Source organism: uncultured Rothia sp., assembly GCF_963555405.1.
Classification (GTDB): Bacteria; Actinomycetota; Actinomycetes; order Actinomycetales; family Micrococcaceae; genus Rothia.
This window is the reverse complement of the sequence record NZ_CAUVVO010000003.1, coordinates 26,114-49,609: the sequence shown is the minus strand read 5'-3', so window position 1 is coordinate 49,609 and position 23,496 is coordinate 26,114. Positions and strand designations below refer to the sequence as shown.

The window sequence follows — 23,496 nt, the reverse complement described above, 5'->3', positions numbered from 1 at the left end:
CAACCGGCAGGAAGTACCGGCGCGACAGCCGCCTAGAAATCAATCAGGCCCAGCTCACGCAGTTTTTTACTCAGTGTTACGCCGTCGGTGGCTTCAATCCACAGCGGCGAGCGCATCATCTGCTCAGCGCGGTAATCACTCCATACGCGGCCGGAGGCGAGCATGGTCTCCCCCACGGTCAGGTTGCGGATGACGATTGCCGCCACGTTGTCCGGGTAGCGTACGGCGAACCCGTTGTAGATGTACGGGTCGCGCTGCCCGTCGTCACCGACGAGGATCCACTTCATCTGCGGGAACTCCTCAGCGAGGCGCTGCAGCGACTCCACCTTATGCTTGGTGCCGGAGCGGAACCAGCGGTCGGGGGTGGGCCCCCAGTCGGTGAGCAGGAACGTGCCGCGCGGGTAGCCGTTGCGGCTGAGGAAGCGGCGCAGGGTCGGGGTGATGTTCCAGGCGCCGGTGGACAGGTACATGAACGGCGCATCCGGGTGGCTGCGGCGGATGCGGTCGGTCATGACCGCCATGCCGGGGGTGGGGATGCGTGCGTGCTCGTCGAGGATGAAGGAGTTCCAGGCGGCGACGAGGGGGCGCGGCAGCATGGTGACCATGACGGTGTCGTCAACGTCCATGATGACGCCGAGCTTCTGGCTTTCGGGAACGATGTAGACGCTGGTTGCTACGGCGCGGGAGCCGGGCACGTACATGACGACTTCGTGGATTCCGGGTTCCAGGTCAATGGTGAGTTTGACGTCGAGCACGCCGCCGCGGTCGGTGTACGCCTCGTACTTGGTGCCGCCGATGACGATGGTGACGGGTGCATCCGACATTGCGGTTGCGGTGAAGGAGCGCCAGCCGCGCATGGGGTTGGCGGTGTCTTGGGTGCCGTCGACGACCTGCAGGAGGCGTTCGAGGGTGACCGTCTTGTAGAGGGCACGGGCGATAACGCGGACCCAGCCGGGGTTTCCGTCGGATGCGGCGCGTCCGTAGCCTTCGGTGGGTACGAGGATAGGCTCGCGTCCGGCTGCGATGGCGCGCTTTTCTCGCCACCGGTGCAGCCGGTCTGCAACGCGGTAGCCGATGTTGACTGCCTCGTCGGCAGCATCGTTTACGAGGTTGCGCAGTTCGTGAGTGCCCAAATTCTCCATCCCACTAGTGTAGCGGAGCGTTACCGGCTTGCGGCTTCTTGATTCTGTGTTCTTACGCCTAGTTCTTATACCTATTAATACTGTGGTGCTGAGCTCGCGGTGTGATGTGCACATTATTTGGGGTGTATTTGCTGTTCAGATTCGTTCCTTGCAGGTGGGGGCGTTATCCTGGAAGGTATGACCCACTCACAGCCTAATCGCCGACTTTTTGTGCTCGGCACTGCTATGCTTCCGCTGATTGCTGCCTGCTCGAAGAAGTCGAATGACTACGACGGCACCAGCGGTAATTTCACTCCGTATCAGGCTGGCGGCGAGACCTCTGCTGCTACTCGCCCCGCCGCAACGAATTCGCCGACGGTTGCCGCTGCTGGCAACCCGGTTGATAAGCCGCGCGAATGGCCCGGTATCGGCAACTCCCTCGTTGGTGAGGGTAAGTATGTTGCGTGGACTGTTGATGACGGCGCGAGCCCGGAGGCGATTCGCGGCTACGCTGAGTTCTCGAAGCGTACGAATACTCGCCTGACGTTCTTCATTAACGCTTCGTACACCGGCTTCAAGGAGCATGTGTCGTTGCTGCGTCCGCTGGTTCAGAGCGGCCAGATTCAGGTTGCGAACCACACGTACAACCACGCCGACCTGACCACCCTGGATGCTGAGGGCGTGAAGGAAGAGCTGCAGCGTAACGAAGACGAGATTATGAGCATGTTCGGCGTCTCGTCAAAGCCGTACTTCCGCCCGCCCTACGGCCGCTACAACGATACGGTTCTGAAGGCTGCCGGCGAGATTGGTTTTACCCGCCCTGTCATGTGGAACGGCACCACCGGGGATGAGGCGAAGACCAGCTCGCGCGTGGTTTACATGCGCTGCATCCGCTACATGCTGCCGCAGCAGATTGTGCTGGGCCACCTGAACTACGAGACGATCATCCCGATCCTGGATAAGGTGAAGGGCCTGATTGATGACCGCGGCCTGACTGCAGTGACGATTCGTGACTACTACGGTGACGCATCCGAGGAAGAGATTAAGGCGGCGGCACCTTCGCCGACCCCCACCCCGGAGGAGCACACCCCGTCCCCCGAGGCGACCACGGAGGCCCCTACCCCGGAGCCGACCACTGAGGCTCCGACTCAGGCACCGACCACCCGCTATGAGGATGAGGTTGCGGCTAGCCAGCAGGCGACGACCGCACCTGCGGCTACGACTGCTCCGCCTGCTCGAGCGACCACTGCACCTGCGGCTACGACTGCTCCCGCGGCTACTGCCACTACCGCACCGGCGGCCGCCCGCCGATAGGTTGGTGTAGACCTTCCCTGGTGAAGCCCCCTTGACCCGGTTCCCGTGCAGATATTCCTGTGTTGAGATTCTGTACGGACCGGCGCGAGGGGGCTTTGCCGTGCCCGGCGAGAATAAACTCTGGGGAATAACCGCGGGTAATAGCCGCGGGAATAAGCACGGCACCCCGGGCGTTAGGTGAGCGTATAGTGGCGGCTGTGTGCCGCATCCGAGTGTGAGAGGAATAGACGACAATGCGTATTGATATTTGGTCCGATATTGTGTGCCCCTTCTGCTACGTGGGCAAGCGTAACCTGGAGCAGGCGCTCGCCGAGTTTGAGCACCGCGACGAGGTTGAGGTGGTGTGGCATAGTTTTGAGCTGGATCCGTCGGCTACGGAGCATCCTGCCGGTTCGCTGCCTGAGCTGATTGCCGGTAAGTATCAGATGCCGTTAGAGCAGGCGATTGCGAGCCAGGAGTCGTTGGCGGATCGTGCCCGCGAGGTGGGTTTGGATTTCAATTGGCGGCAGGCGCGGTACGGTAACACGTTTGATGCGCACCGTGTGATTCATTATGCGGCGGAGCAGGGTTTGGCGTCGGCGGCGCAGGAGGCGTTTAAGCTGGCGTACTTTACACAGGGCCGTTCGGTGCAGGATCACGAGTCAATTCTGGATATTGCTTCTGAGATTGGTCTGGATACTGCCGAGGTTGAGGCGGTGCTGAAGAGTGACCGTTACGCGGAGGATGTGCGTGCCGATGAGCAGTTGGCGCGCCAGCTGGGTATTAACGGTGTGCCGTTCTTTTTGATTGAGTCGAAGTGGGCGGTGAGTGGTGCGCAACCTGCGAAGATGCTGGTGCAGGCGCTGCGTCAGGTGTGGGAGGAGACTCACCGTGTGGAGTTTTTGAACCCGCTGGCGGGTGCGGCTGGTGACGATGCGGGTAATGGCGCTGGTACTGGCACTGCGGAGGCGGGTCCGTCCTGCGATGTGAACGGCAACTGCTCCTAGTATCTACTGAGGAAAGCGCAGTGGGGGTGCTACTCCCCTAGCGCCTCCCGGTGAGTGCTCCCAGATATGACGAAAGCCCCCTTGTCCTGGTTCTTAGTTAAACCGGGGCAAGGGGGCTTTGCCGTGCCCGCACATTGCGTCTTTCCTTATCGGGCTCTTTGTGGGCGGCTCGATGTTGTCTGCGGGTGGGGCGGTTTTCCTTTACACTGGAGTGTGTGTTCTACGGTGAACACGCTTGTCCACTCACTTCCAAAGGAATATTGTGTTGAAAATTCACGCCGCGACCGCTGGTGTTCTTGCGGGTGCCCTGTTGCTGACCGGTTGTTCTTCGTCTGTTCGTGCTCCGAAGTCTACGCCGTCTGCGTCATCGTCGACCTCTGCTTCGGCTAGCCCCTCTGTTTCGGCTTCCCCTACTGCTTCTTCGACACCGAGTGTGTCTCCTTCGGAGTCTCCTACCCCGACGGAAACCCCGTCACCGGTTCCGACGACTGAGGCTCCCGTGCAGGCTCCGTCCCAGGCACCGGCGGCTGAGGCGCCTTCTGTGGCGGCGCCGGCGGCTCCGGTTTCTGAGGCTCCCGCGCAGCAGGCACCTGTTCAGCAGGAGGCTCCTGTTCAGCAGGCTCCGGCGGCTGAGGCTCCTGCTCAGCCGGTGCAGCAGGCTCCGGCGCAGTCGAGTGTTTACTATGAGTCGTGTGCTGATGCTCGTGCTGCGGGTGCTGCACCTCTGTATCGTGGTCAGCCTGGTTATCGTCCGGGTCTGGACCGTGATGGTGACGGCGTGGCGTGTGAGCCGAAGAAGAAGCATTAGGCTTCTGCCCCCCAGATATAGCGAAGCCCCCTTGCACTTTTCAGTACAAGGGGGCTTCGTCGTATCAGCCTAATGTGTTAGCCCAGCCGGTGAGGTTAGCGCGGCTGGTAGGCGCGGGCACGCTCAGCGCGGGCACGGCGCGCCTCCGCATCCTGCAGGACCGGCACCAGCATACGCACCACCTGCTCCATACCACGCAACACCATCTTCACCCACAAGGTCACCGACCACGCCGTCGCCAGGCGCGGGTGGCGGGCACGCATCCAACGCACACCCTGAAAAGAGACCGTGTAATACAGCAAAAACAGCAGCGCCTCACGGAAGCGGTGCACCTGCCGAAGAATAGGGTTCTGAGGAAGCTTCGTCATGCCTCCCAGTATACCCACCAGACCCCGCCAGGGCTCCCCCGCGCTACCCGTAATAGTCGCGAATCGTCACCGTCTTCAACCCGCGCCGATCCAACAACGCCCGAATACGGTCCAGCTCAGACACCACACCCCGATAATTCAAATGCCCGATCACAATATGCTGAGCCAACGCATACTTCTCCGCATAGGCATACACCTCAGCCGAAGAAATATTAGACGAATCCGCCAACGACCCGAACCACAGAACCGGACGTGTAAAACCGCACGACGCCGCAGCCGCCAACACGCGCGCATCATAATACCCGTACGGCGGGCGGAAATACGGCTTCGAAGACACCCCAAACAGCCGCATAATCTCCTCATCATTACGGGTCAACTCCTGAACAATCTGCTCATCCGTCAGGCTCGTCAACGCCGCATGACTATACGTATGGTTCGCAATCTGCAGCTGGCCGCTCTTCACCAGCGGAAGCAACAGGTCACGATGCTGTTTAAACGCCGGGTACTGACCGTTGATAAAGAAGGTCAGGCGCGTGCCGGTACGGTGGGCAAACTCCGCGTAGGCGCGCACCACCTCCGGGTCGGCACCGTCATCGACCGTCCACGCAATGTACTTTCCCTCACCGGGCAGGCCGGTCTGCGGGCCGTCCCAGGCACGAGCCGCAGGGACCGGGTTCGAGGAGGTTGCGGATGCAGAAGCCGTCTGAGATGCCGCGGCGGTCGGGGATGCGGTCCCCGATGTGGAGCTAGTTGCAGATGGGGAGGGGGTAGCCGAGGAGCTTGCCGAAGAAGTCGCCGAGGCACTACCCGACGCACTACCGGACGGGGTGCCGCCCGATGCTGACCCGCTAGCCGCCCCGTGGGTGCCTTCCGCCGCGGAGGGGGTGCAACCGGTCAAGCCAAGACCCAGCACGCCGAAGCCCACCGCGCCCAAACCAAAGGTACCAACGTGGTGAAGTAGTTCGCGGCGACCCATGGAGGCGCGGGCAGAAGTACCCGCTGCCGCTCGGTCAGCGGCGGGGTCAGCGATAGCGGATTGACGAGGAGCGATAGGTGTTTCTGAGTGTGGAACAGTGTTCATATTACGAGTGTACGATGAGGTCGCCGTTAGATATCGAAAAATTCAAAATATTACTTAATGATTAACAACGGAACTATTAAAGAACCTTTATGCGATTTCGCTCCACTCACTTACCAAAGAATACGCTCAACGCCCCAAGCTGCCTACGCACCAGGTAATCCAGCTACAGCTCATGACACAGCTCAAGGCACAGTTCTCAGTAAGCACAGCACAGTAAGCACAGCAAGGCCCCTCCCCAGCACGCGTTCATAACGCGCCCGGGAAAGGGGCCTCAATCTATAAAGTTCACGAAACCGTGGAGCCAAATACTCGGCTAGAAACCTACTCGGGTTCAGCCTCTACCGACTACTCCGCCTCAACGGACTCCGACACCTGCAATGCTTCCAGCGCCTCCGCCTCCGCAGCCTCTTCAGCGTCAGCCTCAGCCACGCGCTCAGCATCCGACTCGGCAGAAGTCACCGCCGCCGGGTTCGTTAGAATCTTCACGCCCATGCTGCGCAGCGCTTCCGTGTTCGTGATCGTCTCGTCATTATCAATCAGGTACACCTTGTACCCGTCATTCCGCAGACGGCGCATCAGCTCCAGGAGCATGCTCTGAGCGACCTCATCCACCGCGTACACGCGCGTCACATCCAGGGCAACCTTGGAACCCTCCATCGGGGATTCCACAATCTCACGAATCACGCGCTCCACACCCGCAAAACGGATGCGGCCCTGCAACTGAATCAGACGCATAGACTCATCACCCGAACCGATCTGGTAGTTCGCGCGCAACGCCGAACGAGCCACGGTCGGCACGTTCATCACGTGCATGCCCATGTCATCCGAGAACTGCTCGAACAGCTCCACACCGCGCACACTGTTACCGTGACCGTCAAGGCGCGGCGAGAACGTTGCCACACCCAGCTGACCGGGCACCGCACCAATGATGCCGCCGCCCACGCCGCTCTTCGCCGGAACACCCACCTGGGTCGCCCAGTCACCCGCAGAGTTATACATGCCGCACGTGAACATGACGCTCAGCACCTGACGCACCACAGTCTTAGGAACCACCTGCTCACCCGTCACCGGATGCACACCATAGTTCGCCAAAGTCGCCGCCATCAACGCCAAATCCTTGACCGTCACCATCAGCGAGCACTGGCGGGTATAACCCTGCACCGCCACAGTCGGGTCACCGGTCAGGATGCCGTGGCCGCGCAGCATGTGCGCAATCGCGTAGTTGCGGTGCGCGTGCTCCAGCTCAGACTCGTACACGCGCTCATTCACCGACAGGCGACGGCCCGCAAACGCAGACAAACCAGAAATGACGCGCTCCATACGCTCGCCCTGAGTCGCACCGGGAGGACCCACCAGCGAATGGGTGGTAATCGCGCCCGCGTTAATCATCGGGTTCAGCGGCTTACCGGAGCCGTCCTCCAGGGACAGCTCGTTGAACGGCTCACCGGAAGGCTCCACGCCCACCTTCGCAAGCACGTCATCATAGCCGCGGTCCGCGAGCGCGAGGGCGTACACGAACGGCTTAGAAATCGACTGAATAGTGAACTCCACATCGGAGTCACCGGCGGCGTACTGCTCACCATCAACCATGGCGATAGACGCGGCAAGCTTGTCCGGGTCCACGGCGGCAAGTTCCGGAATGTAGTTTGCCAACTCACCGGAGGTATCAGAAGCGACCGACTCGAGGGTCTCGGTCAGGTAAGTGGCAATAGGTGAATGCATAGTGTTCCGTATCTGCTGCTAATCGTGGTTGTTCTCGTCAAAAATCTATGGATGCGCCCGCCCGCTGTTCCGTTTCAGCTGTTCCGTTTCAACTGGGCTGAGGCGCTCATCGTTACAGGCTACCGCGGCTACCAAGCTAAAGAGCCAGCCAGCGGGCCTGTCAAAGTGTGTGGGTGAGGAGCACCTTTTGCTCCCTAAAGAGTGTATCTTTTGCGTGTTGAAGCCACCAAATATAACGGTCGCTACTCCCCCGCTATTTCAGGCTCTGGTACCTGTTCTGGTTTGCCGTTTTCTGCCGTAATTTACCGCGGCGGGCAGAACCGCCGACGAAACCCGGACAAAACCTACGCGAGCCAGCCTACGGGTGGCGAATCGAAGCCGGCTCACGACCACCCAGCTCGGCAGTCTCCAACTGGAACGTCGAATGCTCCACCGACACCTCAAAATGGCCCGCCACGCAGGAGCGGATACGGTCCAGAATTGCCACCGCAGACCCGTCATGGAAGCACGAATCGGCAACCACCACGTGCGCGGTCACCACCGGCAGGCCGGTCGCCACCATCGAAGCGTGCACATCGTGCACCTCTACAACGCCCTCAACGCGCAGCATGTGCTCACGCATCGCGTCCAAATCCAGACCGTCCGGGGTGAACTCCATGAGCACCGCAGTCGTCTGCCTCATCAGACGCATCGCACGCGGCACAATCAGCGCCGCAATGAACAGACCCGCCAGGGCGTCCACCTGGTAGAAGCCGGTCAGCCAAATCACGATAGCCGCCACAATCACACCCAGCGAACCCAGGGCGTCATTGAGCACCTCCAGGAACGCGGCACGCATATTGAAGTTCGCGTTCCTCGCCGTCGCCAACACCGCAATACCAATAGCGTTCGCCACCAGGCCAACAACACCAAAGATCAGCAACTCGGTGCCGGGCACCTCCGGCGGGGCAAACAGGCGATGCACGCCCTCCACCGCCGTGTAGATACCCACCGCCAGCAGCAGCACCGACTGCCCGAGGGCGGCAAGCACCTCAATGCGACGGAAACCCCACGTGCGGCGGGACGTTGCCGGGCGCGTCATGAGCGAAGCCGCCGTCAACGCCACCAGCAGACCGGAGGCATCCGTAACAGCATGCGCCGTATCAGTCAGCAGCGCGAGACTTCCCGTGACCAGCGAACCAATCGCCTGCGCCAACACAATAACGACCGCCAGACTGAACGCAATCAGCAGACGCGGACGCATCGAGGCGGCTTCCTCCGGGCTCGGGGCATGCGAATGATCGTGATGATGCCCGCCGTGGCCGTGATGTGCGTGCGTTCCCATGCGCTTCTCCTCAACTATGAACTGCGTTGTTGACTATCGAGAGTTATCAGTGGATAGCAAAATCGCCCGATTCACAAGAACCGGGCGACAAGCTCCTCAACCGAGGAAAACGTGGAGATAAGGGGACTCGAACCCCTGACCCCCTGCATGCCATGCAGGTGCGCTACCAGCTGCGCCATATCCCCATATTCTGTTAGTGACCTCAACGAGGCAACATGAATATATTACACACACCACGCCAAGCGATGCAAACCCGAACACCCAAAACCACAAAAGTTACCGGCGGCTATGCCAGAAGCTCAGCAAGAAGGGCGGGCCCCGCGGCACCGTACAGTGCCAGCAGAGCCCACCCCTCATCAGCTAAAAATCAAGCAGAAGCCTACGCCTCATCCTGAGCGGGAATGATGCGTGCAGCATCTTCCTCAGTCTCACCCTCGATGTCGAAGGGAGCCTCGTTCTCAACGCCCAGCTCAATACGCGGAGCCTCAGCCCACAGACGATCCAGAGCGTAGAACTCGCGGTCCTCCTCATGCTGAACGTGCACGACAATATCGCCGAAGTCCAGCAGAATCCAACGACCCGAGGAACGACCCTCACGGCGGACCGGCTTCAGGTCAGCCTGCTCACGCAGAGCGTCCTCAACCTCATCCGCAACAGCGTTCACGAGGCGCTCATTGTGGGCAGAAACCACCAGGAAGCCATCAATCAGACCCATCGCGTCGGATGCATCCACAGCGAACAGGTTCGTTCCCTGCTTCTCCTCCGCAGCGCGGGCGGCAATGCGCAGAGCCTCAACCGAGGACTGTGCAGCAGTCATATTTTCCTTCCTTGCCGGCAGAACACCCGCCGGCAGCACCCGCAACAGGGATGCATTGTTCACGGCCTACTTAGGGCCAAAAATCATAATCAGACCAACAACGACCAGGGCGAGCAGCAGCACAATCCACAGCCACGCCAGGGAGGCCTTCTGCGCAGGCTGCAGAACCTCTTCAGCCTTCTCAACAGCGCCCTTAGAAGCGGACTCCTTGGAAGCCTCAGCGGAAGGCACCGGAGCAGACTTAGAATCAGAAGACTTAGAGCCAGTTGCCTTAGACTCGGCGTCCTTCGCAGCTTCCTCAGACTCTTCGGCTTCCTCGGTGACCTCTTCAACCAGGGCAGCAGACTCTTCGGGATCCTGACGATCCACCATGCGCTGCAGCAGCTCCTCAACCTCATCCGGACTCAGAGCAACAGTCGGGTCGCCGTCCACCGAATCCACGGCGTCACCAGCGGAGGCGCTATCCAGCACGCTCAGGTCAAGACCCTGCGCGTTCACCGCGCTCACACGGGTGGGTAGCTCGTCCGCAGACTCTTCAACCTCGACAGCCTCAACGGTCTCTTCCTCAACGGGAGCAGCCTCAGTCTCCTCAACCTCAGCGACGGAGCTGTCCAGCTCCTCAACCTTCGGCTCATCGCGCACCAGGTACTGGTGTAGCTTGGGCTCCGGCTCCTCCTCCTTGACCACGGCAATCACCGGGATCGAAGAAGTCATCGGGTTATCCACTGCGGAGGGGCTGGTCGCATCCACACGGTTCTGCGCAATCTCCTCGGGGCGCAGCACACGCAGGCTACTGGTCAGAGGAGCAGGCTCATGCAGCTTCTCCTCATCGTTCGCCTCAGTCTCAATCTTGCCCTGAGCCGCCAACGCCGCAAAACGACGCTGAACAGCCAAAACCTGCGGGTCAATAGCATCCGCATGAACCACAGAACCCATGTTCGCAACAGGCTTCGCGGGCTCACCGCGGCGGGCTGCACGCAGGTACTCGGCAACTTCTTCACGGTAGCGGGCAAGACGACGCGGACCCATCACCTTAGTAGGCGGCGGCACCTCAATGCCGTCCTCGGTCACGTACGTCTCGTAGAGGTACGCTTCGTCCTCGCTATAGGGCTTCGAACCCGTAGCTTCACTCATGTGTTCCCTCATTATTCGTCGATTGGGGTGCCTGCCCAGACTCATCCTTCACGCGGGGCAAGCCGTCACGGTACGCCGTCAAAGCGTCCTTCTTGTACAGGCCGTACTTAGCAATGTACTGCACCACACCATCCGGCACCAGGTACCAAATGGGGGCATCTTCAGCTGCGCGGCGACGAATATCGGTCGAAGAAATCGCCATCGCAGGAATCTTCAGGGTCGTAATATGACGACCCTCAGCCAGCGGCGGATCCAGCTCATGATCGGGGCGGGTCACACCCACAAAAGTCGCCAAATCCCACAGCTTATGGGCATTGCGCCAGGTCATAATCTGGCTAATCGCGTCCGCGCCGGTAATGAAGAACAGGTCAGCATCCGGGCGCAGGGCGCTCAGCTCGTTAAGCGTATCAAAGGTGTACGTGGCGCCGCCACGGTCAATATCAATACGGCTCACCGTAAAACGCGGGTTCGACGCGGTCGCAATCACCGTCATCAGGTAGCGATGCTCAGCGTCACTCACATGCCGCTCCCCCACCTTCTGCCAGGGCTGACCGGTCGGAACGAACACGACCTCATCCAGGTCAAACACGGCGGCAACCTCACTAGCTGCCACCAGGTGTCCGTGGTGAATCGGGTCGAAGGTTCCACCCATCACGCCCAGACGCACCCGACCGGGAGTGCGCGGGGGAATCGACTCGGTGCTCGGAGCACCAAAATCAAGGTGAACAGGCTGGTCAGTCACAAATGCCGTCCTTGCTGGGGACAGAGACCGCACCACGGCAACTTGGGAGCCGCCACAGGCGCGGATGCGGGCAGGTACACAGAAGGTACGCAACACCGAAAACGGTGCCTGCGTACATTCCCCTCTATGCTACCTTCTTACGGTCAAAAACACCGAAATGACGGGGGTGAGCTAAGCCGCCAGTGGAATACCCAGCCAGCACGCCCATCCGCATGTTCCGGCGCGCAAAACCAGTGCAAGATGCAGCATAAAAGGCAGCCAAAGCGTCAGGAAGAAAGAGCGCCGCGCACCGGAGCGAACCCCGGCACGCGGCGCAAATACCTAACGACCAAGCATCAGCCAGGCAACAGCTAACGCTCAGCTATTAGTCGTCAACGTTCGGCATGTCGATATTCTCGTCGACTTTGCCTTCCTTCAGCTTCTTGCGGTACTCGACCGACTCGGTCCACACGCCTGCAACACGCTCGGACTCCAGCTCGGCACGAGCCTCCGCCTTCGCGTCCATACGCTCCTTGTACTCCACACGCTTCTGCGCACGAGTCGGGCGAATGATCTCTTCCAGGCGAGCGTCCGTACCACGCGGGGAAGACAGCAGCTCGGCGCCACCGACCATGGTCGGCTCCCAATCGAAGATGACCGAGTTGTCGTTCTCACCAATCACCACGGCGTCACCGGCACGAGCACCAGCCTTGAACAGCTCATCCTCAACACCCAGGCGCGCCAGGCGGTCCGCCAGGTAGCCGACAGCCTCATCGTTATTGAAGTCAGTCTGCTGGATCCAGCGCTCAGGCTTCTCACCAATCACGCGGAACAGCGGCTCAAGGTTACGCTCCTCGCGGCGAATAATGAACTCCTGCTTCTTCTTACCGCGGAAGCCCTTCGGACGAACCACAGGAGCCTCAACCACCACGCGCTCCGCTTCCTTCTCGGCAGCGGCACGAGCCACGCGGTCCTCCTCCACGAGCTTTGCCATCGCAAAGATCAGGGACTTCAGACCCTCATGGGAAGCAGTCGAAATCTCGAAGACCTTGAAGCCCATTTCCTCAAACTCGGGGCGAACAAACTCAGCCAGCTCACGAGCCTCAGGAACGTCAATCTTATTGAGCACCACAATCTGCGGACGCTCATGCAGCGGCACGGTCACACCCGCAGTCGGGTCAACCTCATAGTTCTGCAGCTCGCCGCGGATTACCTCAAAGTCACTAATCGGGTCGCGCCCCGGCTCCAAAGTAGCGCAGTCAATCACATGCACCAGAGCCGAAGAACGCTCCACATGGCGCAGGAAGCGGTGGCCCAGGCCTCGGCCCTCCGAAGCGCCCTCAATCAGACCCGGAACATCCGCGACGGTGTAGCGAACATCGCCCGCCTGCACCACACCCAGGTTCGGGATCAAAGTGGTGAACGGGTAATCAGCAATCTTCGGACGCGCCGCAGAAATCGCAGCAATCAACGAAGACTTACCCGCCGAGGGGTAACCCACCAGAGCCACATCCGCAATGGACTTCAGCTCCAGAACAATATCAGCCTCTTCACCGGGGGTGCCCAACAGAGCAAAACCGGGCGCCTTACGCTTAGCCGAAGCCAACGCAGCATTACCCAGACCGCCCATACCACCACGCGCAGCAACATACTCGTCGCCCACACGCAGCAGGTCAGCCAAAACATTACCCTCGCGGTCCTTCACCACAGTACCCTGCGGCACGGTCAGAATCAGGTCCTCACCGTTGAAGCCGTGGTGCATATCGCCACGACCAATATCGCCATTCGGGGCGTGCTGATGCGGGCTGTGGTGGTACTCCAACAGGGTCGTGGTCTGGTTATCCACGCGCAGAATCACCGCGCCACCATTACCACCGTTACCGCCGTTAGGGCCGCCCAGGGGCTTAAACTTTTCACGTCGCACGGAGACGCAGCCGTTACCTCCGCGACCGCCAGATACATGCAAGACCACGCGGTCCACGAACTCTGCCACGGGTTCTCCTTATCTTGAACATCTTCACTTCGCCACCGCACGGCACACACCAATCATGCTGCGGATGCGGTAGCAGGCGCGACCGGGTTGGGGTGCGCCTCATCGTGGAGCCCAGCACGGGCGTCCACGGCATTCGAGGTCATAGCGAGAGGGGGTAGACTAACGCCTACCCCCTCTGCCCTAGCGGTGAGTATTACTCAGCTGCTGCCAGGATGTTAACGACCTTGCGGCCCTTGCGGGTACCGAATTCGACGGTGCCTGCTGCCAGAGCGAACAGGGTGTCGTCGCCACCGCGGCCAACGTTCAGGCCGGGGTGGAAGTGGGTGCCGCGCTGGCGAACGAGAATCTCGCCTGCGTTGACGGACTGGCCGCCGTAGCGCTTAACACCGAGGTACTGGGGGTTCGAGTCACGGCCGTTACGGGTGGAGCTTGCGCCCTTCTTGTGTGCCATTCTGTATTCCTACCTTAGGGTTGAATTCCGGTCGTTTCGATTACGCGTTGATAGCGGTAATCTTGACGGTGGTCAGCTCGGCGCGGAAGCCCTGACGCTTCTTGTAACCGGTCTTGTTCTTGTACTTCTGAATAACGATCTTCGGACCGCGCAGGTCCTCAACCTTCTCAGCAACAACCTTGGCGGAAGCCAGGGACTTTGCGTCAGCGGTGACCTTGTCACCGTCGACGAGCAGCAGCACGGGCAGCTCGATGGTGCTGCCGGGCTCGCCTGCAACACGGTCAAGGGTAACGAGGTCGCCTACGGAAACCTTCTCCTGGCGGCCGCCAGCGCGTACAATCGCGTATGCCACTATGGGACTCACTTTTCTCGACAACTTGCTTCTTGAATCTCACACGAATGAGCAGCCTGCGCTTTCATTGCTGTGCGCCCTCCCCCGCCAGTCGAATAACCGCGAACAAGGAGGAACGGCCCGTGCGTTCCGGCGGGATTGCCCGCCGAAGCCAACACGCGAGGCTCACCGGTGGTGTCTCTCTCCCGCACGTTCCTAACTCAGCCGAATACTCGACCGTGCCGAAGACGATGCGGGTGGGAGCGGTGTCTCCCGCTGGCCCTGCGTCGATAGGGCTTCACTGAGATAAACACCAGTCCTTAAGGATACGGCATGATCTACGCGCCGCGCAATAGATAAATTTTCGGAACGCACGAAGTCGGCACGTGATACTACTCAACCCCGGCAGATACACCGCAGATAAACCGGGCATAAAAAACCCCGGCGGGGTGGATCACTCCACCCCGCCGGGGCGCAACATACACACCATCGGAATTCCGATGATCGGAAGCTAAAGACTAATCGTCCTTACCTTCACGCTTAATATCGGCAGCGGCAACGCCAATGCCGAACAAGACAGGAGCCGAAGCATCATCAGCCACCGGAGCCACATCCGCCACAGAAGCGGAAGCAACCACGGAACCCTCAGCACGCTCGGAAGCGTCCACGGTCACGACCTGAGCACCAGCGCCAGCGCTCGAAGCCGCACGGCGAGTGCGACGCTTACGCGGGGTCGAACCCGGCACCTGAGCCGCAGGCTTCTGAGCCTCCTCAACCGGAGCCTCAGCCTCAACTGCGGCAGGAGCCGAACCGATCACACCGGTCACAGCCGGAGCACCAATCACGCCGGTCACCACCGGGCGAGACTCAGTCTTCGCGGACTTCTCAACTTTACCATCCTTTGCGGGTGCCTGCTCAGATGCCACATTCTGCTCAGTTGCCACGCTCTGCTCAGCAGCCTTCTCGGCACGCTTCTCATCAGCGGCACGACGCGCACGGCGGCGGGACGCACGCGGAGTCTCGCGGACATCCTCAATGCGCAGATCCTCACGCTCAACACGCTTGGACTCCTGAGCCTTCTCGGAGGTTGCCTCAGCGTTCTGCTGCTCGCGGTTCTGACGCTTCGCCGCACGATCCTCGCGGTTCGAACGGAACGACTCACCCTCAGTGCGGGCAAGACGGCCAGCCTTCTGAGAAGCACGAGCCTTCGCCTCGCCAGCGCGAATCGCCTCGAAACGATCCGAAGAGCGGCTAAAGCGCGGGTCGAGCTCCGGGTCAACGTGGTGCTCGTCCTCCAGCGCACCCGCACCGGAATCCTCCACAGCGGCAATATCCGCATCGGTCAGCTCGCGGCGCTGGCGGTTACGAGAAGACTTCTTCTCGCCACGCTTGGACGAACGACGCTCCTCCGAACGGTCCTCTGCAGAACGCTCCTGGTCAGAGCCCTTCGAAGAATCCTCAGCGGATTCCTCCACACGGTCGAACGCGCTCGCCAGCTGCTCCAGGGAGAAACCGCCCTGCTCGCCAATCCAGTTACCGCCGGTCACCTCAGCGACCTTGTCCTCACGCTGAGCAACCTCCGCGTGAGCCTGCTCGCTGGCAGCCTCGGCAATACCCTGGATCTCCTGCTCCAGAGACAGCTCAGCGGTCTCCGCGCGGCGCGAACGCTTGCGACGCTTACGCTTCTTACGGGTCGAAGTGGTCTCCTCCGAAGCCTCGTCAGCCTGAGCGGATGCGGCAGCTACCGCAGCCATAGCGTTACGGCGCTCAGCCTTCTTCGACTCCAGAGCATCCTGCTTCTGCTGATCACGAGAATCCTCGCGGGCAGCCGCACGGGCACGCTTACGGTCATTACGCTCGTGACGGTGGATGTAATCCGACGCGCCACCGCTACGACCACTCAGCGGCTGATCGTGCACAATCAGGCCACGGCCGGCACACTGCTCACAGGGCTCCGAGAAGACCTCAAGCAGGCCGGTGCCCAGACGCTTACGGGTCATCTGAACCAGACCCAGCGAAGTCACCTCAGCCACCTGGTGCTTGGTGCGGTCACGGCCCAGGCACTCAATCAGGCGACGCAGAACCAGGTCACGGTTCGACTCAAGCACCATGTCAATGAAGTCAATGACGATAATGCCGCCAATATCGCGCAGACGCAGCTGACGGACAATCTCCTCAGCAGCTTCCAGGTTGTTCTTGGTGACAGTCTCTTCCAGGTTGCCGCCGCTACCGGTGAACTTACCGGTGTTCACGTCCACCACAGTCATAGCTTCGGTGCGGTCAATCACCAGCGAACCACCCGAAGGCAGGTACACCTTACGGTCCAGAGCCTTCGCCAGCTGCTCGTTGATGCGGTAGTGGTCGAAGAGGTCATCCTCGCCATCCCACTGCTGCAGGCGGGAGACCAGGTCCGGCGCCACGTAGGTCACGTACGCCTCGATGGAATCCCAGGCATTCTCGCCCTGAACGATCATCGCGGTGAAGTCCTCGTTGAAGACGTCACGCACGGTCTTAATCATCAGGTCGGGCTCCTGGTAGAGCATCTCTGGAGCCAGCACCTTGCGGGAGTTAGCCTTCTCCTGAATCTCTTCCCACTGAGCACGCAGACGGTTAATGTCGTGGGTCAGCTCCTCCTCAGAAGCACCCTCCGCCGCGGTACGAACAATCACGCCAGCGCCCTCGGGCAGCTTGTCCTTCAGAATCTTCTTCAGGCGAGCACGCTCGGTGTCGGGCAGCTTGCGGGAAATACCGGTCATCGAACCACCCGGTACGTACACCAGGAAGCGACCGGGCAGGGAAACCTGGCTGGTCAGGCGGGCGCCCTTGTGGCCAATCGGGTCCTTGGTGACCTGCACCAGAACCGAATCGCCGGGCTTCAGGGCGTTCTCAATCTTGCGGGGCGCACCGTCCAGACCGGTAACATCCCAGTTGACCTCGCCCGCGTACAGCACAGCGTTGCGGCCGCGCCCAATGTCAACGAACGCAGCTTCCATGGACGGCAGAACGTTCTGAACCTTACCCAGGTACACGTTGCCAATCAGAGAATCCTGCTGAGTCTTAGACACGAAGTGCTCAGCCAGCACGCCGTCCTCAAGCACACCAATCTGGATGCGGCCGTCCTTCTGACGAACCAGCATCTGACGGTCCACGGACTCACGGCGAGCCAGGAACTCAGCCTCAGTCACGATGTGGCGGCGACGGCCCAGGGAACGGGACTCGCGGCGGCGCACACGCTTCGCCTCCAGGCGGGTAGAACCGCGCACACCGGTCACGGTGTTGGATGCGTGAGAGTCAGCCAGGCGCGGCGCACGCACCTTGGTGACGGTCTCAACGTCATCATCAACGCCGCCCTCAATCTCAATATCTTCGGTACCGCGGCGACGGCGACGGCGACGGTGGCTCGTCACCTCAGCCTCAGCGGCAGCCTCCTCACGGCGGCGCTCCATGCGCTCCTTACGCTTCTGCTCCTCGGCAGCGGCGCGGCGGGCTTCACGCTCCAGCTTGGCGGCAACAGCGAGCTCGCTCAGCTCCTCCGGCTCGGGCGCCATGAACAGCGGCATAGCACCCATGGGGGTACGCGAGCGCAGCTCCTGCAGCTTTTCGCGCTGCAGGTCGCTAATGGTCTTGACGGGCTCGGGAGCCGGTGCGGGCTCCTCAGCGGCAGGTTCCTCAGCTGCAGATGCTTCAGTTGCGGGCTCTGCGTCTGCGGAGTCAGCCTCGGTGTTCTCAGCCTGCTTCTCGGCAGTCTCCTCAGCCTCGGCAGCAACCTCGGCTTCTGCGGCGGCCTCGCCCTCAACGAATTCAGCTTCGGCAGTCTCTTCTGCGGCTTCTTCGGTCTTTTCTGCCTTGGTCACCTTCTCGACCTTGGCGATCTCTTCGACCTTGGCGGCCTTCTCCACGGTCTCGGTCTTAGCAACCTTCTCGACCTTGGCGATCTCTTCAACCTTCGCGGTCTTCTCGACGGTCTCGACCTTAGCGGTCTTCTCCTCAACAGCAGGCTCAGCCGCCTTCTTCTCAGCAGCCGCAAACAGGCTATCGAGGGTAGAAGCAACCTCAGTCTCAGACGCAACGGGAGCGGCAACCTTCGGTGCCGGCGCATGCTTAGCCTTCGCGTTACGCAGGTTGGTCAGGCCAGCAGCAATCGCCTCATCCAGAGGAACCTCAGGAGCCTTCTCCTTCTTCGGGCGACCCGGACGGCGGCGCTCAGTACCCTGCTGAGCCTCAGAGCTCTCACGAACATTCTTACGCAGAGTTTCACGGGTCTCTGCAGAGGCGTTCTTCTCCTCCGCGAGGGCGTTCAGCGCCTCAAAAACCCCAAGTTCGACGTTCTTCTCGTCAGACATTAATCTTCTTTCGTTACACCCTGCTCCGCACCGCAAGGATTTTAACAGCGCGCATACAGCGCAAAGCCTAGTTGCTGCCACCGCGGCTCAAGCCTCACCCTACGGTGCGCGTTCTTCGCGGGCACTATCTCATTCAGTGCTTCTGCCGTAGGGGGCGAGCGGGCGGAACGCAGAGCGCGCCGCGACGGTCACAGCCACCTCGCTCTCGAGCACGGCACGCTCACACCCTTCCTGGGTGCCCTGCCGGTCTTCGGGTTTCTTCGCCGAGGCGGGCGGCCCGCGCGGTGCGACAGTTATGCTCCGCGGCTTATAGCCGGCGCTCATCGGGTACTCTCCCTCGATGCGTTGGTGGGGATCTTCATGCGCGTGCGGGGCGCACAAGACACCGTTTTTCATTATACCCGGTAGCGGGTGCCTCTAAGCCACCCAAGGCACCCAATCCGGGCATCACTTCCCAGCCGGATGCGCGGGCACTGCGGCGAGCACCGTAGCGGGTACAGCAAAGCCGGGCGTGCCACTACGCACCACCCGGCTTCAAAAGTTCTTGAGAGGAGGGACTAGTCCAAACCCAGCTCCGCATCGCGCGCCTCACGAGCCTGCTGAGCAAGCTTCGGGTCAGTCGGCAGGTACTCCGGACCGGAACCGGTCGCAAACGGAACACCCAGAATGAAAACGAACGGAGAAACCACCAGCAGAATCACCCACAGCAGCGAGAAGTGACCGGCAGTCAGCAACAGCAGGGCAGTCAAGAAAATAACGGCAGCAGCGCCCATTGCGGCAATTCCGGCAGTCTTCACGGTTCTCCTCGAAGGGGTATCAAGAATCTAGCGTCCAGCAGAACGGCAGGCAGTCGACGCCGCAGGTGAAACCCGCGGACGGCTCCGGCTCATGCCGCTCATGAATATACCTGACCATTATACGCACCCGCGCCGCCTCCCCGCTGACTTCACTACACGGGTCGCCGGCGCCTCCCCCGCTGCCCGCCGCAATCTGCCTGCCGCAATCTACCGGCGCAATCTGCCTGCGGGTACAGCAACGCCCCGGCACCAACAGGCACCGGGGCGATACAGCTCAACGCTTAGCGCATCATATTCACAATGACCTCAAAGAAGCGGATCACAATAATGCCGAAAATCAGGATCAACCACAGGCTAATCGCAAACCACGACCAACCGCGAGCGCTCTCACGCACCGACTGCGACGCCGGGATAACCCCCACCGAAATATTGCGAACCGTGGTCTTCACAAAAAGCGTGATGGTCATAATCCACACGATCATGCAGAACAGGCACAGTGCGTTAATCTGGAACGTCGTCTGGTACCACAGCCACATGATGAATGCGGTCGCCGCAGCCAAACCAATGTCCATGCAGACCCAGAACCACTTCTTGAACTGTGCACCCGCCATCATCGCGGCACCGATAGTCACCACAATCGAGAAGCCCACCAGGCCAATGAACGGGTTCGGGAAGCCGAAAGCCTCCGCCTGCGGGGTGCGCATCACCGTACCGCAGCTGAGCAGGGCGTTAATGTCGCAGACCGTGGAGTGGCCGGCATCAATGTAAATCTGCAGGCGCTCATACACCAGAATCGCCGAAGAAATCAGCGCAATCAGACCCGCACCAATCAGCCAGAACCCGAGCTGTCGGTCAGAGTAGCCGCCAGCGGTTCCCGTGCGCCCCTGTTGCTTTTCTGCCTCAGTGTGGTTGGGCTCGGTAGTACTCGATGCGGCGGTACTCATACGACTCCTTTAGATAGTGTGTTTCACCTCGTGCAGTAGCGGGTACATACCGGTGCGGCATAGCCAGCACCCCGGAAGCGGTACCCCATTTATCCTAGCCTCTCACACCGCCAAATGGCACACTGTTAGCCTGTATGTTCCGTTTATGACGTGCTATTTTACGCAGATGGGCGCGTTTTCTGAGCTTTTTCGGGGCACTTTCAGGGCTCGTTCGGGGCGCTTTCGAGGTGTCTTCGGGAAGTCTTTAACGCGCGAAAACCCCCGGGAGGAGCCCGCAATTTAGCGGCGGGTGGAACCTTCCGGGGGTCTCAACGGGACATTTCTAGGGCTTTAATCCGGGGCATTACCTAGGGCGGTATTACCTAGGGCAGCGGGTGGGTGTACGAATCGTCAAAGAACTGCTGCTCCAGCTCCACCGCGCGGCTAAAGAACTCGCGGGCAGCCTGCGCATCCGCCGGGCCCACACGGTCCAGTTCACGGCGCAGGAAATCAACCAGCTCACGGAACTCCGGGTAGTCGTGCAGGGTAATCCACTCGTTGTGCACGAAAGAATCGGGGCGCTTGGCGGGAGCCTTCGACGCCCAATCCAGGTACAGGCCCTCGCAAACCACCAGCACCGACAGGATCGCCGCGTAGCTGCCGCTTGCCGCCGCATCCAGGAAGAGGCGCTTGAAGCCGGTGGTCGCCTCCGTATCGGGCATGGATTCACGCTGATGCTCGGTCACGCCGAGAGTCTCAAAGCAGCGCAGGAAATAAGTGTTCTCGTCACCGGCAATTTCACCGGCGAACTGTGCCAGGCGCAGGCGGCCTGCGAGAGTGTCAGCGTTGGCGATAGCGCCACCAATCAGGGCGAGGAACGTATCAAGGAAGCGGTAGTCCTGCACCAGGTAGCCCGCCATGACCTGCGGGGCAATCGAGCCGTCAAAAAGCTCAGCAACAAAGCGGTGATTCGTGGCGGAGAGCCAGGTGGCAATGTTCTCCTGGCGTAGGGACTCGGTGAACGAATCGGTGCCGATCAAATCGGTGAAGGGTGCGGGCATGATGGGTGCCTTTCGCTATGTGGCATACCGTCGCTGGTATGCGTATGTGTGCGGGTGTGTTGGTGCGGCCTCAGACATTGGGGCCGGCGCCTCAGCGAATATAGCACCGTGACGCCAAGGCGTGCCCGGTTTTGGGACCCCGGTGCCCAAAATTTTCGTTCTTTTCGATTTTTTGGGTGGGTGAGGGCGGGGTATGCCGAAGAAAATCGGGTGATTGGGGTTAGGTGAGAGCCCCTGGGAACGCGTGAGGGAACGTGGGTTCAAGTGGGAGCGCGAGGGCAGAGGCAAAAGACAGAAAGGCGGAGGCACAAAAAGGCCGGGTGCGAAAAGGCAGAGCGCGAAAAAGCGGGGCACCGCTCCCCCAGCCGGTAATACTAGCTCAGTAAAACCAGCAGAGAGCGGCGCCCCGCCTTCTCATCAATAACCTCAGTGGGCTTTATTCGTCTTCGGAGTCATCGTCACCGAAGAAATCATCGGTGTACGAATCACCCAGCGGCAGGCCCAGCGAATCCTCCAGCGAAGAACCCGCCGCGGACTCGCCGCCCAGCTCGGCCATGATGTCGTTCAGCAGCTCATCCGGCTCAGCGGAGGCAGCCGCAGCCGCCGCGGCAGCCAGAGTCGAAGCCGACGCCGCACCCGCAGAACCCGCATAAGCACCCTCGGCGGGCAGCTCGTCCGGCAGTTCCTCGGCCTCGGCACCGGGGGTCTTCGCCTCCGCGTGCTTGGCCAGCAGGGTACGTGCCTCGCCGATCACGGTGATCGAGCCGGTAATCAGCACACCCGCCGACTCCTGCTCGAAGAGGGCGTTCTCCATGGCGGTGGCAATCGCCTCGTCCAGGTGCTCAAACACCTCGATCGAGTCCTCGTCAATGCCAGCGTCCAGGGCGAGCTCGTGCAGGCGCTCCGGGGCAATCGCGCGCGGCGAATCCGAGGCCGACAGGTACAGGCGGAACGTGCCGTCCGAGGCGTCCACGTACTCTTCGCGCATGGTCTCAAACATGCCCAGGGCGTCCTTCTCCCCCAGGATGCCGACCACGGCGTGCAGGTGCGAAAGCTTGAACGCCTCGGTCAGCGCGGCCGCGGAAGCACGCACACCGTGCGGGTTGTGGCCCGCGTCCAGGATGGTCAGCGGCTCGGTGCGCACCACCTCCAGGCGACCCGGCGAGCGCACCGTCTCAAACGCGGTACGCACCACGTCCTCGGGCAGCTGACGCTGACCGCCGAAGAACGCCTCCACGGCAGCGAGAGCCACCACGGCGTTCTGAGCCTGATGCGCACCGTGCAACGACAGCGGCACGTCCGGGTACTCGCCAGCCAGGCCGCGCAGGGTCAGCAGCTGACCGCCGACCGCAAGCTCACGGGAGACCACGCCGAACTCCACGCCCTCGAAGGCGAAGGATGCTTCCTTCTCACGGGCGGAGGCGAGCAGCACGTCCGCCGCTTCCGGGTCCTGAGCGGCAGAAATCAGGAAGCCGCCGGGCTTGATAATGCCGGACTTCTCGGTCGCAATCTCGGCGAGGGTTTCGCCGAGCATATCGGTGTGGTCCAGACCGATCGGGGTGACCACGGAGACCACGCCGTCGGCAACATTCGTGGAGTCCCAGGTGCCACCGATACCGACCTCGAGCACCACCACGTCCACCGGCTCGTCCGCAAAAATCGCGAAGGCGAGCACGGTAATGGACTCGAAGAAGGTCAGTGCGGGCTCGCCGCGGGAGGTCATCTCCGCGTCCACAATCTGCAGGTAGGGGGCGATTTCGTCCCAAATGCGCACGAAGGTGGCGTCCGGTACGGGTGCACCGTTAATGCAGATACGTTCGGTGACGCTCTCAAGGTGCGGGCTGGTAAAGCGGCCCACGCGCAGGTCGTGGCCGAGCAGCAGCGCCTCAATCATGCGGGCGGTGCTAGTCTTGCCGTTCGTGCCGGTGATGTGGATGACCGGTGCGGCACGGTGCACGTCGCCGAGGATTTCGACGGCGCGGGCTACGGCGTCCAGGCGCGGCGCCATCTTGTTTTCGGGTGCTCGCGCCAGCAGTTCACCGTAGACCCGCTCCACGCCCTCGGGGTCGGGAATTGCGGGGTAGTTCTTCTCGCTCATTGTTCTCCTCACTGGGATAGCCAGCCGGTGCCGGCAGGGGCCCACCGTGCGGCGGGATAGACGACGGGCCGCCCCGCCCAATCAAGGGGGCGGGACGGCCGTA

The 23,496-nt window shown here is 61.1% G+C and carries 19 protein-coding genes and 1 tRNA gene; 3 read left to right on the top strand and 17 right to left on the bottom strand.

Annotated features, from left to right (window positions below; genetic code table 11):
- Window positions 1–32: 32 nt before the first annotated feature.
- Window positions 33–1,142: a phosphatase domain-containing protein gene (locus tag RWL87_RS03040; RefSeq protein ID WP_313968861.1), complete on the bottom strand. Its 1,110-nt coding sequence runs from the start codon at window positions 1,140–1,142 to the stop codon at window positions 33–35.
- Window positions 1,143–1,319: 177 nt separating this feature from the next.
- On the opposite strand from RWL87_RS03040, the gene RWL87_RS03035 reads away from it, so the two are divergent.
- From RWL87_RS03035 to RWL87_RS03025, 3 genes are all read left to right on the top strand, one after another.
- The gene (locus RWL87_RS03035) at window positions 1,320–2,435 is read left to right on the top strand and encodes a polysaccharide deacetylase family protein (RefSeq protein WP_313968860.1); all 1,116 of its coding nucleotides are present in this window, start codon (window positions 1,320–1,322) and stop codon (window positions 2,433–2,435) included.
- Between the two features lie 233 nt (window positions 2,436–2,668).
- Window positions 2,669–3,421, top strand: coding sequence for a DsbA family oxidoreductase (locus RWL87_RS03030; protein ID WP_313968859.1), 753 nt, complete (start codon window positions 2,669–2,671; stop codon window positions 3,419–3,421).
- 262 nt (window positions 3,422–3,683) lie between these two features.
- Window positions 3,684–4,229, top strand: a complete 546-nt coding sequence (locus RWL87_RS03025) for an excalibur calcium-binding domain-containing protein (protein ID WP_313968858.1) — start codon at window positions 3,684–3,686, stop codon at window positions 4,227–4,229.
- Window positions 4,230–4,324: 95 nt separating this feature from the next.
- On the opposite strand, the gene RWL87_RS03020 is transcribed toward RWL87_RS03025, so the two are convergent.
- From RWL87_RS03020 to RWL87_RS02945, 16 genes are all read right to left on the bottom strand, one after another.
- A complete protein-coding gene (locus RWL87_RS03020; RefSeq protein WP_303976317.1) occupies window positions 4,325–4,597 on the bottom strand; it encodes a hypothetical protein in 273 nt (90 codons plus the stop codon).
- 43 nt (window positions 4,598–4,640) lie between these two features.
- Entirely contained in the window at window positions 4,641–5,678 is a 1,038-nt protein-coding gene (locus tag RWL87_RS03015) for a polysaccharide deacetylase family protein (RefSeq protein ID WP_313968857.1), read from the bottom strand.
- A 345-nt stretch (window positions 5,679–6,023) separates the two neighbouring features.
- On the bottom strand, window positions 6,024–7,400 hold the full coding sequence (locus tag RWL87_RS03010; protein WP_313968856.1) for a glutaminase: 1,377 nt from the start codon (window positions 7,398–7,400) through the stop codon (window positions 6,024–6,026).
- A 358-nt stretch (window positions 7,401–7,758) separates the two neighbouring features.
- Window positions 7,759–8,724, bottom strand: coding sequence for a cation diffusion facilitator family transporter (locus RWL87_RS03005; protein ID WP_313968855.1), 966 nt, complete (start codon window positions 8,722–8,724; stop codon window positions 7,759–7,761).
- Window positions 8,725–8,836: 112 nt separating this feature from the next.
- Window positions 8,837–8,909: transfer RNA gene (locus tag RWL87_RS03000), tRNA-Ala, on the bottom strand.
- 194 nt (window positions 8,910–9,103) lie between these two features.
- On the bottom strand, window positions 9,104–9,541 hold the full coding sequence (rsfS, locus tag RWL87_RS02995) for a ribosome silencing factor (protein WP_044142238.1): 438 nt from the start codon (window positions 9,539–9,541) through the stop codon (window positions 9,104–9,106).
- Between the two features lie 66 nt (window positions 9,542–9,607).
- Entirely contained in the window at window positions 9,608–10,675 is a 1,068-nt protein-coding gene (locus tag RWL87_RS02990; protein ID WP_313968854.1) for a sulfite reductase subunit alpha, read from the bottom strand.
- Complete coding sequence (nadD, locus tag RWL87_RS02985; RefSeq protein WP_049354513.1) at window positions 10,668–11,417, bottom strand: nicotinate-nucleotide adenylyltransferase; 750 nt, start codon at window positions 11,415–11,417, stop codon at window positions 10,668–10,670. Before nadD ends, RWL87_RS02990 begins: the two co-directional genes overlap by 8 nt.
- A 364-nt stretch (window positions 11,418–11,781) precedes the next feature.
- Window positions 11,782–13,389, bottom strand: a complete 1,608-nt coding sequence (obgE, locus tag RWL87_RS02980; protein WP_070831046.1) for a GTPase ObgE — start codon at window positions 13,387–13,389, stop codon at window positions 11,782–11,784.
- A 193-nt stretch (window positions 13,390–13,582) separates the two neighbouring features.
- Entirely contained in the window at window positions 13,583–13,840 is a 258-nt protein-coding gene (gene rpmA, locus RWL87_RS02975; RefSeq protein WP_005505766.1) for a 50S ribosomal protein L27, read from the bottom strand.
- A gap of 40 nt (window positions 13,841–13,880) precedes the next feature.
- Window positions 13,881–14,192, bottom strand: coding sequence for a 50S ribosomal protein L21 (rplU, locus tag RWL87_RS02970; protein ID WP_005505764.1), 312 nt, complete (start codon window positions 14,190–14,192; stop codon window positions 13,881–13,883).
- A 497-nt stretch (window positions 14,193–14,689) separates the two neighbouring features.
- Window positions 14,690–18,514 carry an Rne/Rng family ribonuclease gene (locus RWL87_RS02965; RefSeq protein WP_313968853.1) on the bottom strand — a complete coding sequence of 1,275 codons (3,825 nt, stop codon included), beginning with the start codon at window positions 18,512–18,514 and terminating at the stop codon, window positions 14,690–14,692.
- 557 nt (window positions 18,515–19,071) lie between these two features.
- Window positions 19,072–19,311: a hypothetical protein gene (locus RWL87_RS02960; protein ID WP_005505761.1), complete on the bottom strand. Its 240-nt coding sequence runs from the start codon at window positions 19,309–19,311 to the stop codon at window positions 19,072–19,074.
- A gap of 281 nt (window positions 19,312–19,592) precedes the next feature.
- Entirely contained in the window at window positions 19,593–20,255 is a 663-nt protein-coding gene (locus tag RWL87_RS02955; RefSeq protein WP_313968852.1) for a vitamin K epoxide reductase family protein, read from the bottom strand.
- A 362-nt stretch (window positions 20,256–20,617) separates the two neighbouring features.
- Window positions 20,618–21,295: a TenA family protein gene (locus RWL87_RS02950; protein WP_313968851.1), complete on the bottom strand. Its 678-nt coding sequence runs from the start codon at window positions 21,293–21,295 to the stop codon at window positions 20,618–20,620.
- 436 nt (window positions 21,296–21,731) lie between these two features.
- A complete protein-coding gene (locus RWL87_RS02945; RefSeq protein ID WP_313968850.1) occupies window positions 21,732–23,393 on the bottom strand; it encodes a folylpolyglutamate synthase/dihydrofolate synthase family protein in 1,662 nt (553 codons plus the stop codon).
- Window positions 23,394–23,496: the final 103 nt, after the last annotated feature.